The organism is Desulfomonile tiedjei, from assembly GCA_016212925.1.
GTDB lineage: Bacteria > Desulfobacterota > Desulfomonilia > Desulfomonilales > Desulfomonilaceae > JACRDF01.
The window spans coordinates 20,323-35,510 of sequence record JACRDF010000006.1 but is presented as its reverse complement, the minus strand read 5'-3'; the positions used below and the strand labels follow the sequence as shown (position 1 = coordinate 35,510).

At 54.6% G+C, this 15,188-nt stretch carries 16 protein-coding genes; 13 read left to right on the top strand and 3 right to left on the bottom strand.

What is annotated here, in order from left to right; genetic code table 11:
• The first annotated feature begins 125 nt into the window (after positions 1–125).
• The 5 genes from HY913_02725 (at position 126) to HY913_02705 (ending at position 5,162) form a co-directional block, all read left to right on the top strand.
• Positions 126–1,385 carry a hypothetical protein gene (locus HY913_02725; GenBank protein ID MBI4962168.1) on the top strand — a complete coding sequence of 420 codons (1,260 nt, stop codon included), beginning with the start codon at positions 126–128 and terminating at the stop codon, positions 1,383–1,385.
• A 299-nt stretch (positions 1,386–1,684) separates the two neighbouring features.
• Positions 1,685–2,158 (top strand): arginine decarboxylase, pyruvoyl-dependent, encoded by a 474-nt coding sequence (locus tag HY913_02720; protein MBI4962167.1) that lies wholly within the window; start codon positions 1,685–1,687, stop codon positions 2,156–2,158.
• Positions 2,149–3,015, top strand: coding sequence for a polyamine aminopropyltransferase (gene speE, locus HY913_02715; protein ID MBI4962166.1), 867 nt, complete (start codon positions 2,149–2,151; stop codon positions 3,013–3,015). Before HY913_02720 ends, speE begins: the two co-directional genes overlap by 10 nt.
• Before the next feature lie 79 nt (positions 3,016–3,094).
• Complete coding sequence (gene speB, locus HY913_02710; protein MBI4962165.1) at positions 3,095–3,946, top strand: agmatinase; 852 nt, start codon at positions 3,095–3,097, stop codon at positions 3,944–3,946.
• Positions 3,947–4,052: 106 nt separating this feature from the next.
• Positions 4,053–5,162, top strand: coding sequence for a trypsin-like peptidase domain-containing protein (locus tag HY913_02705; GenBank protein MBI4962164.1), 1,110 nt, complete (start codon positions 4,053–4,055; stop codon positions 5,160–5,162).
• A 9-nt stretch (positions 5,163–5,171) separates the two neighbouring features.
• Here the strand turns inward: HY913_02705 and gmk are convergent, their stop codons facing one another.
• Entirely contained in the window at positions 5,172–5,738 is a 567-nt protein-coding gene (gene gmk, locus HY913_02700; protein MBI4962163.1) for a guanylate kinase, read from the bottom strand.
• Between the two features lie 295 nt (positions 5,739–6,033).
• Between gmk and HY913_02695 the strand changes: the two genes are divergently transcribed.
• Both HY913_02695 and HY913_02690 read left to right on the top strand, forming a co-directional pair.
• Positions 6,034–6,351 carry a hypothetical protein gene (locus HY913_02695; protein ID MBI4962162.1) on the top strand — a complete coding sequence of 106 codons (318 nt, stop codon included), beginning with the start codon at positions 6,034–6,036 and terminating at the stop codon, positions 6,349–6,351.
• Between the two features lie 180 nt (positions 6,352–6,531).
• Positions 6,532–7,305 carry a 4Fe-4S binding protein gene (locus tag HY913_02690; GenBank protein ID MBI4962161.1) on the top strand — a complete coding sequence of 258 codons (774 nt, stop codon included), beginning with the start codon at positions 6,532–6,534 and terminating at the stop codon, positions 7,303–7,305.
• A gap of 179 nt (positions 7,306–7,484) precedes the next feature.
• Here the strand turns inward: HY913_02690 and HY913_02685 are convergent, their stop codons facing one another.
• Positions 7,485–7,667: a hypothetical protein gene (locus HY913_02685; GenBank protein ID MBI4962160.1), complete on the bottom strand. Its 183-nt coding sequence runs from the start codon at positions 7,665–7,667 to the stop codon at positions 7,485–7,487.
• A gap of 627 nt (positions 7,668–8,294) precedes the next feature.
• On the opposite strand from HY913_02685, the gene HY913_02680 reads away from it, so the two are divergent.
• The 6 genes from HY913_02680 to HY913_02655 all read left to right on the top strand — a co-directional run bounded on the left by HY913_02680 (position 8,295) and on the right by HY913_02655 (position 13,919).
• Positions 8,295–8,495 (top strand): 30S ribosomal protein S21, encoded by a 201-nt coding sequence (locus tag HY913_02680; protein MBI4962159.1) that lies wholly within the window; start codon positions 8,295–8,297, stop codon positions 8,493–8,495.
• Positions 8,496–9,501: 1,006 nt separating this feature from the next.
• Positions 9,502–10,383 carry a site-specific DNA-methyltransferase gene (locus HY913_02675; GenBank protein MBI4962158.1) on the top strand — a complete coding sequence of 294 codons (882 nt, stop codon included), beginning with the start codon at positions 9,502–9,504 and terminating at the stop codon, positions 10,381–10,383.
• 165 nt (positions 10,384–10,548) lie between these two features.
• Complete coding sequence (locus tag HY913_02670) at positions 10,549–11,148, top strand: 2-oxoacid:acceptor oxidoreductase family protein (GenBank protein ID MBI4962157.1); 600 nt, start codon at positions 10,549–10,551, stop codon at positions 11,146–11,148.
• Between the two features lie 113 nt (positions 11,149–11,261).
• Positions 11,262–11,561 carry a 4Fe-4S binding protein gene (locus tag HY913_02665; GenBank protein ID MBI4962156.1) on the top strand — a complete coding sequence of 100 codons (300 nt, stop codon included), beginning with the start codon at positions 11,262–11,264 and terminating at the stop codon, positions 11,559–11,561.
• A gap of 212 nt (positions 11,562–11,773) precedes the next feature.
• Positions 11,774–12,961 carry a pyruvate ferredoxin oxidoreductase gene (locus HY913_02660; GenBank protein MBI4962155.1) on the top strand — a complete coding sequence of 396 codons (1,188 nt, stop codon included), beginning with the start codon at positions 11,774–11,776 and terminating at the stop codon, positions 12,959–12,961.
• Between the two features lie 46 nt (positions 12,962–13,007).
• Entirely contained in the window at positions 13,008–13,919 is a 912-nt protein-coding gene (locus HY913_02655) for a pyruvate synthase subunit beta (protein MBI4962154.1), read from the top strand.
• 30 nt (positions 13,920–13,949) lie between these two features.
• Here the strand turns inward: HY913_02655 and HY913_02650 are convergent, their stop codons facing one another.
• Entirely contained in the window at positions 13,950–15,161 is a 1,212-nt protein-coding gene (locus HY913_02650) for an acetate kinase (protein MBI4962153.1), read from the bottom strand.
• Positions 15,162–15,188: the final 27 nt, after the last annotated feature.

The following is a 15,188-nucleotide window of genomic DNA, read 5'->3' as shown; positions in this document are numbered from 1 at the left end:
TATATTTGAAACAGAGCCGTTGCTTCAAACTTATTCATTGATTTTCCTCTATGTGCCTGTTAGAATAGCGCAAATGTAAGAAAAGCCTTGCCTTTTTGGCACCGGCTTGATTTATAAGGGGCACGATGCGACAAGCGAGATCAGACATCCTCTGCCATTTGGTCTATCAGGGCATCTTTTCGTGCCTCATTCTCAGCTTGGGCCTCCTGCTTCCCGGCAGCGGCATCGCTGAAACCTACGGAATCAAGGACCCCAAGGGGGTCTTCGTCCCCAAGGTTACCGTAACCGTCGGGAAGAAGGAAATCCTAATACGAAAAACCGATCCCCAACAATCATTCCGCGTCATTGCCATCACCCTGAAGAACCGAAACGTTAGTCGCAATGCCGGTCTGCTGCACGTGGAGTGGATAAACGCAGATAATGTGGCGGGCAAGCCCATGCCGCTGTCCGGACCACACTACAACCCGCTCAGCAAGGTCTTTCAAGACTCGATGGGCAAATCCGTCGCGTTGAAAATCGTCGAAAAGACGAAATTAGACCTGTTCGCGGGCAAACCGATTGAGGATCTGCTGTCAATCTCCGTAAACGAACAGCCGCTGGTCTCCTCTGAGACCGCGTCCGAGAAAGACCGCACTGTGCAACTTGGCACCGGTCGAGACGTCTCCATCAGCGTGAACAAGACCGCTATTGAATTCAACGAAAGCAACCTCAAGAAGGGTGAGATACTTGATGTGGACAACCGGTCCGGCATGGATCAGGTGATCGGTATCGAACTCCCTGAAAAGAGCCTGCTGTATTTTCAGAAAATTATCAAAAAGTTTGAGCAGAGCCAGGTTCCTCGTGAGAACTGGGATCGTTTCACTCTGGGGGCGGATTCAGGGGTCTTGGTGGTACTTATCCCCGAGCCCGATCCGGCTCTGCTGGGCCGTTTGAACGGGAAGGAGATTCTGGTCAAGGTTTACCAGGGCAACACAATCAAGGATACCATAAGGGTTCCGATCAAAACCTCACCTGATCTTCGCGTGGCGCAATACCAGGAAGATCCCAAGCCTCCCTCAAGACCTGAGACACCTCCGCAGCCTCGGCCGGAAAACGGTCAGTCCAGCCCATCGCCAACCCGGTCGGAGCCGCCGGCGGCCCAGGCCGCAAGGAGCGATGGGGGACTAGGCTTGTGGATATTTCAGATCGTTAACTTGGCGCTTCTTGTCTGCCTAGGAGCCTACGGGATTTTCTTTATGCTCCCGAAGATCCAGGTCCTGGAAGACCGGCTGGCCAAGAATGAGATGTTCATTCATGGAAGTCGCGAAGCGATTCGAGAGGAATTGGACGAGATTAAGACGGAGATACTCAAACAGTGCGAGACCAAGCCCTCGTCAGAGTCATGATGCCTTTCGTTCTTACCTGGCTTCCCACAAATATTGTCTTCACGACGCCCACTCAAATGTGATAACCTAACTCTTTTTGGCTGCACCGGTATTTCGTTTGTGCAAGCGCCATCGAAATATACCTATGCGCTTTGATACTAGTAATATGGCGACCTTGTGGTCTTGCCTGCATTAGGGACCTTCTCCGCGGCGGACGCCGAGGCGTGGCCGGGTTCGCTACGGAGACCCGCAAGACCGGATTCCTCCGTCGTTACTCCGTTGACCGCGCGTTGGCATAAGTTGCTTTGAGGAGCTGTTTGATGTTGTTTGGAAATCTTCCGAAGAGGTTCTTTTTGACTTCCGGTTTCGGGGAAGCATCGACCGACCTGAACGCGTTTGACGCGGCGCTGCTGCAGGCCGGCATCGGGGACACCAATCTGATAAAGCTTAGCAGCATCCTTCCACCCGGGGCTGAGGAGGTCGAGCCTTTTCCTCTACCCAAGGGATCTTTGGTGCCCCTGGCCTATGGGGAACGGGTTTCGTCCGAGCAGGGCATTACGATTTCGGCCGCGGTGGCTGTCGGCATCCCTGAGGATCCTGCTGCCGCAGGACTCATTATGGAATGTTCGCGAATCGGGGAGCCCGGACCCTGTGAAGAAGCGGTGCAAGCCATGGTGAGGGAAGGAATGGAAGTCATAAGAGGTACTCGTATCAAACAGATAAAAAGCATTTCGGCAACCCTGACCGTTCGAAGGGTGGGTGCGGTGTTCGCGGCGGTGGTATTATGTCCCTGAATCAATCTGAATGGTTTACTGAAGCATTTGAGAATCGGACGGCCTTTTCCGTTCGCTATTCGAATAAACTCCTTGACGAAGTCAGCTCATTCCAAAGGATCGAGGTCTTCGATTCCGATTTTATGGGCCGCGTGCTTGTCCTGGCCGGGTGCTTCATGGTCACGGACAAGGATTCATTCATTTACCATGAAATGCTTCTTCATCCGGCAATGGCCCTTGTTTCGGCCGCGCGACGGATCTTGATCATCGGTGGTGGTGACGGCGGCGCAGTAACTGAGGCGGTGAAATACCCCGCGGTGGAATCCGTGACCCTTTGCGAGATTGACCCGCAGGTCGTAAGTGCATGCCGCAGGTTTTTTCCCGAAATTTCGGCAGGTTTGGACGACCCTCGGGTTACAGTGGTGAATGAAGACGGTGCCGCTTACGTGAAGAACTTCGAGGAAGAATTCGACATCATCCTCGTGGATTCCACCGATCCTGTGGGACCGGGAAAGGCCCTTTATGAAATATCCTTTTATGAATCAATAAGAAGGGCGCTTAAACCGGGCGGTGCGGCCGTGTTTCAGACTGAGAGCCCGCTTTTCATGGAAGATGTGTTTTCGATGGCCCAGAGAGATCTGGGTGGAGTTTTCGGCCACGACAGGATCAGACCGTATCTTGCCACCGTGCCGTCTTATCCCGGTGGCCTGTGGTCTTTCACTTTTTGCTCGAAGGACCTGGACCCAGTTGCCCAGGCCCTTGGAGACGTGGCTCCGGAGGTCCGAAAGTCTCTCAAATACTACAGCGCCGAGGTTCATCGAGCGGCCTTCGCCCTGCCCGCTTTTGTAACCAAACTGGTTGATGAGTCGCGATCCTGAATTCAATTCTTAAGAAACCCTTGGCTCTCAGCTAATCTTCTAGGGACAGATGCCATTGATCTCGGGAGTATTCTGACGAATGAGCGAAAAGCTTTTTCTCGGGTGCGTTTCGCAGGAGCCGCGTACAGGATGTCCTGCCATAATAGGGTGCCCGTTGGACATGACTTCGACCTACCGCAAGGGATCGGACAAGGCCCCTCAAGCCATTAGAGACGCGTCGGAGTCCATTGAGACCTATTCGCCTTTTTTCGGCCGTGACATCACGGACTTCTTCTTCTCCGACTCGGGCGATCTCAATCTGTCCGATCATGGTCTGGATGCCGCCTTGAATAAGATCGAGGCACGGGTCTCCGAAGTATTGAGCGAGTCCGCGCTGCCTTTCTGTATCGGGGGCGAGCACACAATCACGCTGCCCATCATTAAGGCCCTAAATGGAATCCGTAACGATTTCGTGGTGATTCACGCGGACGCGCATTCGGACCTCCGGCATGATTACGAAGGCAGCCTTGTCAATCACGCTACGGTTATCCAAAGAGTGGAAGAGATCGTGGGGCCGCGCCGTCTCGTCCAGCTCGGAATACGCTCAGGCACAAAGCAAGAGTTCTCGTGGATGCGTGAGAACAGGACCCTGCTCCAATGGGGCGCGGGGGCCGAGAAATTATTGCTCAAGCGCATTGTCGACCGACCGGTTTATCTGACACTCGATCTCGATGTGCTCGATCCGTCGTGCATGCCCGCGACAGGAAATCCGGAACCAGGCGGCTGGTTTTATGACGACCTGGAGCGTCTATTCACCGTCCTCTCGGGTCAAAACCTGTTGGGAGCGGATGTGGTCGAACTCAACCCCAGTCTGGATCCCTCGGAGGTCGGAACTATAACCGCGGCCAGAATTGTCCGGGAACTGCTGCTGGTCCTTCGCAAGAACATCTGACGGGCGTTTTGGAAAAAAAACCGGCCCCGATTATAAGACTTCAAGTTGACACGCAAGAGCCATCTTGATAGAGACAGAATCATCCAAATAATCGGGGGCGATCGGCATGAACAGGCCTGAGAGCCTATGTCCAAAAGTTGTCGCTCTTTTCACCGCATTTGTGTGTATCCTCGCGGGGTGCACCCTCGGCTTTGCCGCGGATGCGGTCAGTCCCAGGAATCCTCCGCCACGCGGCGGATGGCCTGACCTTCCTGAGCTAATAAAGGAACTGACCCCTGTCGTTGTCAACATCTCCATCGAAAGGCATATCCTTCAGAATAGCTCCACTGAGCCCCCTCCTCTGTTCCGATCCCGACCGGGATATTTCGAAGATCAGTCCAGGCCGAAAGATAGGCTCCAATCGGACAGTGTGGGCAGCGGTTTCTTCTGTGACACGGCAGGAAGCGTTGTAACCAATGCGCACGTCGTGGAAGGGGCCAGCAAAATACTCGTGACCCTTTCCTCCGGCAAGGTCGTTGCGGCAAAGATAGTCGCTATCCATCCCAAGATGGACCTGGCTATGCTCAAGATCACTCCGCCGCATCAGGTGCAAAAGGCCCGAGTAGCGGATTCTTCCGCGGTCAAAGTGGGAGAATGGGTCTTGGCCGTCGGAAACCCGTACGGACTCGGGGCTAGTTGGAGCCAGGGCATCATCAGCGGTAAGAGCCGATTCCTTGGCCTCGGTCCGGACGACAACTTCATACAAACTGACGCGGCCATAAATCCGGGCAACTCTGGAGGCCCGCTCTTCAACATGGCCGGAGAAGTCATCGGCGTCAATACGGCAATCATCGCGGCAGGAAAAGGTATAGGGTTTTCCATTCCTTCCAATTATCTCACCGAACTGATCAACGGGCCCAAGAACGCGGAGGCCTCTCTTCGCGGGTGGCTGGGCATATACGTTGAAGACGTGACCCCCCAGCAGGCTTTGAGGCTTGGATTGGAGCCGCCTCGCGGCACATATGTGGACGAAGTGTTGGCAGCGACTCCAGCGTCCAACGCGGGGCTGAAAAAGGGTGACCTCATATTGGACGCTGATGGAGTTGTCGTCCGCAATGGGCGTCATTTGTCCAGGATAATTGCCGGAGCCAAACCTGGAGACCTCCTGAAAATGACGGTTTTGCGGGGAAGCAAGACCAGCACCGTGGACGTAATTATCGGAAGGTCCCCTGAGTAGAGTTCTCGCCTAAGAAAGACCGGATTCTTTTCGGATAATCGAAGCCAGGTCCTTGACCGCCCTCTCCAAATCATCGTTGACTATTTGGTACTGAAAGCTGCTTCCAATTTCTATTTCCCGGACGGCATTTCTCATGCGAGTCTGTATGGATGCTTCCGAATCCGTGCCCCTCGCGCGGAGCCTCTTCTCCAGGGCCTCCATGTCAGGCGCACTAATGAAAACGCCGACCGCGTTTCGGACTCGCTTGAAAACCTCTAATGCACCCATCACGTCAATGTCCAGGATGATGCTCCCTCCGCGTTTCAGCACCTCGGCCACCGGCTCGGCAGGCGTACCGTAGAAATTGCCGTGCACTTCTTTGAACTCCAGAAACTCGTCATTTCTTATCATCGTCTCGAACCTGTCTCGAGACAGGAAGTAATAATGGATGCCGTCCTTCTCGTCTCCTCGCGGTTGGCGGGTGGTGCATGAGATCGAATATGCCAGGTCAGGGGAAAGTGCCCTCAGCCTTTCGATCAGGGTGGATTTGCCGGCCCCCGAAGGGGCTGAAATTACGAAAAGTCTGCCTTCTTTCATTGACGCCGATCCTTAACAAGAGGAAAAACGCTTCCCACTGGAATGCTCAGCGGTTGACGACCGCTTGCTTTTCCGATAACACACTATCTCCCGGCGAGTCCCCCACCGCGATTCCGGGCATGAGCATGGGACCCGCGCATCCGCTGGTTGTGATGACATGGACTGCCGTAGCTAGTCAACGTAAATTGGTATATAATTTGTTAGCAAAGAGGTCGAAGAAACCGATTCTATCCGTTGGCAGTGGATGGAACGCAGATCCGGGCGCAAGTCGCCTTGACGTGAGAGACGGTTCATTATGGTCCGCAAAATCCTGTTCGGAATACTGCTCGCCATGAGTTTAGCCGCAATTGTGTACGGCGGTTTTTTCCGCAAGTTCGTGGTTTATGACAACCTGGAGAAGTTCGACAAGTTGAAGGATGTGGGAATCGCAATTAAAATACCGGGATATGATCAGCAACAGGGACAGTTGACGGTTCAATCACAGCAATTCACAGAGCCGGAAGTCGTCAATGCCCAGACGTTTTCGGGGATCAGCAGGTACAAGGACGGTCGTCTGATTTCCAATTACCCGGATCTCAATTCCTTGAAGGGTCGTCTTCCTTGTCCGACGTGACTCTAGCCTCGAACCGCAGTTTGCGGGTCCGTGAGCAGAAAATCCGTTGCCGAAGCTTTTGAACAAGGGACCTACGAGGAAATCCTCTTCTGAACAGCTCGCTGGACGCGGGGACCCCAGGTCCGGCGGGGTTTTCACAAGAGGATGGCCCATGCGATTTCCTCATCAAAGGAACATGTGTTGGAAAAGCTCAGACTAAAAGTTCAACTTGCCATGGCGGCCTTGTTCAACATAGGCTTGGTGAAGTGGCATTTCATCTGTTTCCCGGTGCTGAATTGCCACTCATGTCCTGTGTCAATTTTCGCGTGTCCTCTCGGCGTGATAGGTCAGTGTGCGTCAGTGGGCATCGTTCCTCTCAGCGTCATAGGCGGGATAGCTTTGGCAGGGCTCCTTGCAGGCCGGCTTCTGTGCGGATGGGCCTGCCCTTTCGGCTTTGTGCAGGAGCTTTTGTACAAGGTCCCCTATGTAAGGTTCTCGGTTCCGCGCTGGACCAGGTTCATCAAGTACGGTGTGTTCGTGGGGCTGGTGGTAGCTGTTCCTGTTTTTTGGGCGCCGGAATCACCCATCTATTTCTGCCGCCTGTGCCCGGTGGCAACCATTGAATCCGCCATACCCTGGGCGGTTATGAGAGGCTCCGCGGACGTGGTCTCCCTTTCCGTGCGTCTGGCCATATTGTTTGCGATCGTCATAATGGCCATGGGGCATCGGCGTTTCTTTTGCAAGGTAATTTGCCCTCTTGGCGCTTGTCTGTCGGTTTTCAACCGCTTTGCCGCGGTCTTCCCCGAACGGACATCCGACTGTATAGATTGCGGGACTTGCCACAAGGTCTGCCCAATGGAGACGCAACGCGGCACGGAGCAATTCGGCGTGTACGACAAACGCGCGGAAGAATGCATTTCCTGCCTGGAATGCCACAAAAAATGCCCGACTGAGGCCATACGCCTATGGGGCTAGAAGATATCCTCACACCGATTCGCAACCGAACGCGGAGCATAATCCACCGGCGGCAAGGGCCCAGATCCCCACTCTGATGCGCAGGGGGCTGAGGCTTGGTAGCCCGCCTTGCTCACTTCTACGGCAACGAATGGGCATCAAGGAGCGGGCCACACCGCGCCTTCAGGGCCGGTAGTGCGTCAAACTCGCATGGACAGGTCGATCACATGGCCGGAAGGATTGACCCACACCATGAAGCTGGAAGCTTTCTTCTTTTTGGCTCGAGTCTTTATTTCGTTTAATCGGGAGGGGGGAAGGTCCACAGGCGTGGTTTTGAGGAAGCGGTTAAGGTCACGAAGATTCGCAAAATATTGGATAGTCATGGAGTCAACTACTCCTCAGTTCTAAGATTTATGTCGCCGATTGAGCCGGCGGCGGGCCCGCGCACTTACGCGGTGTGGGAACCCCACGCGTGTTAGGAAACGCTGATCTCAGACGATTGCCTGGCGTCCGATTGGGTGGGGGGAATAAGGCGGTTCCGAAATATCTGAACTTTCTTTTATAGCACGGGGGCATCGCGAACGCAAGCCTTTTATGAAGAGCACCGAATTTCTCTTGACCCGCCGGACTCTATGTTTATAATAAGGGATTGGAATGAGACTAAGGCTCCCGCGCTCTTGAGCGGAACCGAAAGTCTCGTTCCGGACCAATTCTGACGAGCGTTTCCCCGTGAAAATGGCGATCCGGCCAGGAGACGCTTGGTAGAAGGGATTTGATACCTCCACGTAAGACCAACCTATTCGATATCACATATTCAATGAGCACCTGTTACCACTGATAACGGGTGCGGCCAATTGCTTTAGAACATATGGCTCGCGCTATGAGAGCCACCATAGACGCGTACAGGGGAGCGCCGCGGATAAATGCGTTTGCGGAATGATGCATATCCGCCCCAAAAGATGCGCTGAAGAATCCCCGTACAAGACCGTTCTGAAAGGAGAGCGACCGGAATGCCGGGAATCTATGTCAAGGAAGACGAACCTTTTGAAAATGCACTGAGAAGATTCAAGAAACAGGTACAAAAGTCCGGCGTGCTGACAGAGACAAAGAAGCGCCGTGCTTATGAAAAACCGAGCGTCAAAAAGAAGCGAAAGGCGATGGCGGCCAGAAAACGCCTGCTCAAAAAGCTGAGAAGAATGCGCAACAAATAAGATCGAGTTGCTCGCAAATCCGGGCGCGGAGGGTTTCATCTTTGAGGCCCTCCGCGTCTTACTAACTTTGAGATAAAATCGCTGCCCGTTTTAATGGATTGCCTCACGAACCAAGCGCTGCCGTCCTTTGGGGCGGCCTCCGCCGTCACTTCCTTACCCTGCTGATTCGACTGCAATACTAGCCAAAAAAACCGACCAATACTTACTGAGCCTAATCATACCTCTTTGACGGAAATTGGGCCGGAATTCCCATCGCCAGCAAACCTACATGTCCCGTGCCGAAAAACTAAGTCCGCGACATGAGTAACCACCCACACGTAGAGCACGCGGCTACCGTCATTCCGTCGAAAACCGGAATCCAGTCCCGCGGGAACGCGGTATGGACCCAGGCCTTCGCCCATAGGGGCTAACTTATGGCAAGTGTCCAAGATAGTGTCCGATTACGAAAAGCGCTCCTTGGAAATTGGTACGTCGCGGCCTCCGTGCCGGCACGTTTTTCATATACACATCAACCAGTTAGTCCCGGCGATGAAGAAACTGGCTCAAAACCAAAGATTTCAGCGCGCCGTCGGTAGGGGCGGTTCGTGAACCGCCTGAAATCAGGGCGCTTCTCGAAGCGCCCCTACAGGAGAACCTCTCCATTGTCGGGCTTTTGAGACAGTCTCTGAATCGCCGGGCTACCTTCGTCTCGTCCCTCTGGGACGAAGGAGATTAGGAACTAAAGTTGAAGCCCATGGCCCTCGCCAGGGTGACGTCCCAGGTTGGCCGGAGGGTCCTTGAAGGGTCTGAAAAATCTACCGGTGTTGTGGGTGTACACGCTGCCTTGCCACGCTAATCTGGTAATATCCAGATGTTATCCTTACACTACATTTATTACTTTAAATAATGTATATTACCATTTGTTTATTAAGGCTTTTTAGTTGACATCAATCGTTTAGGATGCTATTCCTGTCTCGTCATCCCGGCCCAACTCCTTCACAATCTGCCGGTATGCTCGGGACTAAGATTGAACTCCAGAACATCCACACGCTCTTTCGGCACCGGAAAACGCGAAGCACACGACTCATCCGCGTTCTACGCGAGAAAACTGTTCGCTCCTGTGGCCGATAGGGGGCAACCGCTCCCTTCCAGCGAAATACCTCCAGAGCACTTGGATCGAGTTTTCCAGCACTCCTCGGAGTACATGCCGGAGCTGCCGGACGACTCTGTGGCGCTAATGGTCACCTCACCGCCGTACAATGTGGGTAAGGACTACGACCTTGATTTGACGCTCGATGAATACCTCGAATTTCTCCACAAGGTCCTTGCCGAAACCTTCAGGGTGCTGCTGCCGGGTGGCAGGGTCGCTTTCAATGTGGCCAACCTGGGCCGGAAACCGTATGTCCCTATGAATGCTCACATTGCCAGGATGGCCTGCGATTTGGGCTTTCTCATGCGAGGCGAGATTATCTGGATAAAAGGCAAAGGCGCAGGCGGATCTTGCGCATGGGGCTCGTGGATGTCCGCGGGTAATCCGACCCTAAGGGACCTGCACGAGTATATCCTGATCTTCTCGAAGCAACGGTTCGATCGGCCGGACAAAGGACAATCGACCATTTCTCGTGACGAATTCATGTCCGCTACCACCAGCGTATGGCATATCCCCCCGGAGTCGGCTCGACGTGTGGGGCATCCTGCCCCGTTTCCAGTGGCCCTGGTGGAACGTCTCGTGCACCTTTACTCCTTCGAGGGTGATGTTGTGCTCGACCCGTTCATGGGAAGCGGCTCTACCGCGATTGCCGCGGTGAATTGCTGCCGCCGTTTTGTCGGGTACGAGATTGACCCTACCTACCTCTCCCTTTGCATGGAACGTCTAGCCGGCCTCACCGGCCGATTCCTTTCCGCTTGAATCGTCGTCTCTGCGGTCTCAGCGTTCTCTGCGGTTAAATTCCTGTCAATAACCTCCCCGGCCCCGCGTAACCTTACAGATGCCTCTCACAGCTTTCCGTGTTGACGAACGCCCCGAACTGGATTAATTTAGGAAGGTTCAAAAGCGATGAGGATTAGAAGGCCAATGAATGAATCTTACGAAATAGTCTGGCACGGCCGCGGAGGACAGGGCGCGGTCACAGCAGCCAAAATACTTACTGAGGCGGCCTATTACCAGGGCTTCAAGGGAGTAAGCGCCAAGCCGACTTACTTTTCAGAGCGACGAGGCGCCCCGGTAAGCGTTCACACCAGGATTTCCCGGGAGCCGGTCCGCACGTTTTCGAATGTGGTTTCACCCGACGTGGCCGTGGTGCTGGACGACAACCTGTTGGACATGGTCAATGTTACCGCTAACCTTAAAGAAGGCGGTTTTTTGATCATAAATTCCTCCCGGACGCCGCAGGAACTTGGGATTCAAGGTCCCTTTACAATAGCGGTCGCGGACGCGTTCCGTTCTTCCGAAACCGCGGGGCTCATTGTTGAAGGCAACGTCTTGATTTCCACGTCCATACTGGGCCCTTTTGCTGCGGCATTGGATCTGGTCTCCGTGGAGAACATTCGCCGAGCAATAGAGAAGAACTTCCAGGGCCGCGGACTCGAAAGGAACCTCCGGGCACTCGATCTGGCCTTTGAGGGCACTCGAATTTTCGAGCCGCAGCTTCCTCGGGCTTCTACGGGTGGGTAATTTTCCGGCCCTGCTTGTGGTCACTCATCGCTCAAAATCCTGTGGCCGGCTTGTAACGATGGTGAATCACGTATTCGATTCTCTGGCTCTATAGGTATGATCGCGAGGCTTCAATGACCGAAAAGATTGAAAAAACCACCGTCGCCGCGTCCCAACCCGCGGCAGGCGAAGCAGGGAGAACGGGCGATTGGCGATCTCAGACTCCCATCATCGACCAGGAAAAGTGTTCGCAAAAGGATTCATGTCTGCTCTGCTGGCTTTACTGCCCCGACGGGGTGATTACACGGGAATTCCCTCTTGAGATAGACCTGGAGTACTGCAAAGGGTGCGGGGTTTGTGCGGAAGAGTGTCCGCGCCAGGCCATCGAGATGGTCGAGGGAAGAAGCCCGGGCGGAAAAGAACGGAAAGAGTAAATTGCGGGGAGACCCTTTTTGTAAAAAGGGCCTCCCCGCACCCCTCTCCAAAAACTTCTTTATTCTGCTGGCTTGTCAGCCTCGGATGCCATCGGAAGCCGACAAGCGAGTAACAGAGGTTTTTTTTGAGGAGGGCACGGACGGGATGCGGGATCCCATCAAGATGAATTCATCGCAAAATGCCTTCGTATTAGCATGTCCGAGGATTTCTCATGAATAATGTCAGAATCATTACGGCCAATACTGCTGCGGCAATTGCCGCAGCCCTGTGCCGCGTGCAGGTGATAGCTGCCTACCCGATTACACCGCAGACGCCGGTCACAGAAGAGTTGGCCGAAATGGTGGAAAAGGGAGAACTCAAAGCGGAGTACCTGACCGTAGAAAGTGAGCATTCAGCGATGGCCTCCGTCATCGCGGCGTCACAAGTGGGGGCCAGAGTTTTCACCGCAACGAGTGCCAATGGTCTTCTGTACATGCACGAAATGCTTCACTGGGCAGCGGGAAGCCGTGTCCCGGTGGTCATGGCCTGCGTTAACCGGGGAGTCGGGGCTCCGTGGACGATCCTGAACGATCAGCAAGACTCGATATCTCAGCGGGACACCGGTTGGATTCAGCTATACTGCCGGAACAGCCAGGAGGTCCTGGATACCCTTGTCCAGGCTTTCAGGATAGCAGAGCGATCGCTTCTACCTGTTATGGTTTGCTACGACGGATTCGTTCTTTCACATGCGAGCACCCCGGTAGAGATACCTTCACAGGAAGAAGTGGATCGACTGCTGCCGCCCTACTCGACAGCTATGGGAATCTCGGAGGGGGACTTCATGAACCTCAATCCCCTGATATTGAGCGAACCGCGCCAGGACTCGGAAGGCCATCTGAAACCGGGATACATGGACCTGCGATATCGCTTGCAGGAGGATTTGCTTGCCGCCATGGAGACAATACAAGCCACGGACAGGGAATTCGAGTCGATCGTGGGCCGGGGATGGGGAGGCCTCATCTGGGAGTACCGTATGGATGACGCGGAACACGCTTTGGTCAGCATGGGCTCGCTGGCCTCGGAGTCCACGCTCGCCGCGGACGAGATGAGGAAACAAGGCCTGAGAACCGGCGTTGTGGGAGTGAGAGCGTATCGGCCTTTCCCATCTGAGGCCTTGGCGAGAGCACTCTCCGGAGTGGCGACGGCAACGGTCTTTGAGAAGGATGTGAGCTACGGTTACAGCGGTGCGCTCGCAACGGACCTGAAGGCGACCCTGTTCGACAAAGGTCTGCGTCCCCGGTTCCACAGCTACGTTGCAGGACTGGGCGGACGCGACGTCAGACCCGAACAGTTGGTCCAAGCGGCAATGGAGATTATTACGGGGACTCCGGGACGGGGTTGGATAGACGTTCATGGGTGAGAGCGCCCGTCTCTCTTCCAGCTTTTGTATAAGGATGAGTGAATCAATGGCCACCAAGGCAGTCAGAGAACTACCCAGAGAAGAATTCATTATGCCGGGCACACGTTCCTGCGCGGCTTGCGGATTGATGTTGACTTATCGCCACGCATTGAAAGCTCTGAACCACAAGAAGACGATCGTCGCTGTCCCGGCGAGCTGCATGACGGTCCTCCACGGGGTCTATCCCATTACTCCCGTAAAGGTCATCTGCATAAACAACCCATTTGCGGCCACGGGGGCCTCGGCCTCCGGACTGGTTGCCGGTTTGAGGGCCGTAGGTAAAGAGGACTACACCGTTGTGGCATTCGCGGGAGACGGCGGAACGTACGATATCGGCATACAGGCACTTTCGGGGGCCTTCGAGCGCGGCACTAATTTCATCTACGTCTGTTACGACAACGAAGGGTACATGAATACCGGAACGCAGCGCTCCAGCGCCAGCCCGACAGGGGCCATCACCTCCACCACGCCGATATTGGCCAAGCTACAGCAGAAGAAGGACATGATTGGAATCGTGGAGGCTCACGGCATTCCCTATGTTGCCACAGCGTCGCCTGCATTTCCTCTGGACCTGTACGACAAGTTCCGTGCGGCCAAAGACATTACCGGCTCGCGTTACATAGAAGTCCACGCACCCTGCCCTCCCGGCTGGGGATTCCCGAACAAGGACCTCATCAAAATGGGAAAACTCGCGGTAGAGACAGGCATTCACGTCCTATTCGAGATCAGGGATGGCAATTTCAAGCTCACCTCCCGATCGTTGGCTTTAGCTGAGAAGGGCAGGAAGAAAACAGTCGCTGATTACGTCAAAGGCCAGACACGTTTCAAAAAGATCTCGGGCGAACAAATCCGGGCGCTTCAGGAATGGACTGACCGGCGCTGGGAAGAATTCCTCGTGCGGCACGAGAAACGCCGATAACAATCGGGGGAAGCCTCTTCACAAAGGGCTTCACCTCGCAAGTTCTCTTTCCACAACAGCCGCGCACTGGCGGGCCATCATCAGTTCCTCGAAGGTTCTTGCTACAAGGATCTTCACCTTCGATGACGCGGCGGAGATATCCGTCACAAGATTCTGGGCCTCGGTCGTCGCTCTGAGGTTCGCCTCCTCGTCTATCACGAATCCAAGGCCCGCAGCTCCTTCGAGAGACTTCGACCTCACGGTGGGGCTGTTCAGGCCGATTCCCCCGGTAAATATCAGCACATCGCACCCGCCGAGAACCATGAGCATTGCTCCGATGTATCTCTTCACCTTGTAGCAGAAGGCGTTAAGCGCCAAGGAAGCCCGAGGGTTTCCCCGAGCCGCGGCGGCCTCCACCTCGCGCATGTCCCGGCTGACACCGCTTATGCCCAGCAGCCCGGAGTCCTTGAATAGCATATCGGTCATCCGGCCGGGCGAGAGAGAATCCTCCTGCATGATGACCGGCAGAAGGCCCGGATCAACGTCACCCGAGCGCGTTCCCATCATCAACCCTTCTACCGCGGTCATCCCGAGACTCGTATCTATTGATCTGCCGCGGTCTATCGCGCAGACGCTCGCTCCGTTCCCCAGGTGGCAACTGATTATTCGTAATTCTTCTATAGGCTGCCCGAGAAACTCCGCGGCTTTGCCCGAGACATACGCGTGGGAATTGCCATGAAAGCCCGTCCGGCGGTATCCTTTCTCAAAATACCTGTAAGGAAGCCCATAAATCGCGGCCTCATCGGGAATACTCCAGTGAAACCAGGTGTCAAAAACCGCGCAATGGATCGCTTTGGGCATTCGAGCATGGCACTCTTCGATCTCCCGGATCATGGCGGGATGATGAAGAGGAATCATCGGGGTCATTCGCGTGATCTCGGCAATCACGTCGGGAGTGATGCGCACCGCGTCTCTATATTTCCCGCCGTGCCCCACCCTGTGAGCTACAGCGGAAAGCTCGTCGAGAGGTCCCACCGGACCCGCGGACGCAAGAGTCTTCAGCATTTCGTCCAGTGCGGCCCCTTGATCTGCAATTTCCTTTTCTTCTGTGGTAGTTTCTCGGGCTGCTTCGCTGAAAGAATGGCTCGCATTTCCAAGACCGATCCGATCTATGGTTCCGGAAAAAAGAACGCTTTCATCGTTCATTTCAAAAAGCGTGTATTTCAACGATGAGCTGCCACTGTTAATAACGAGTATTTTCAAAATTATCCCTCGCCGGCGTTTTCATTC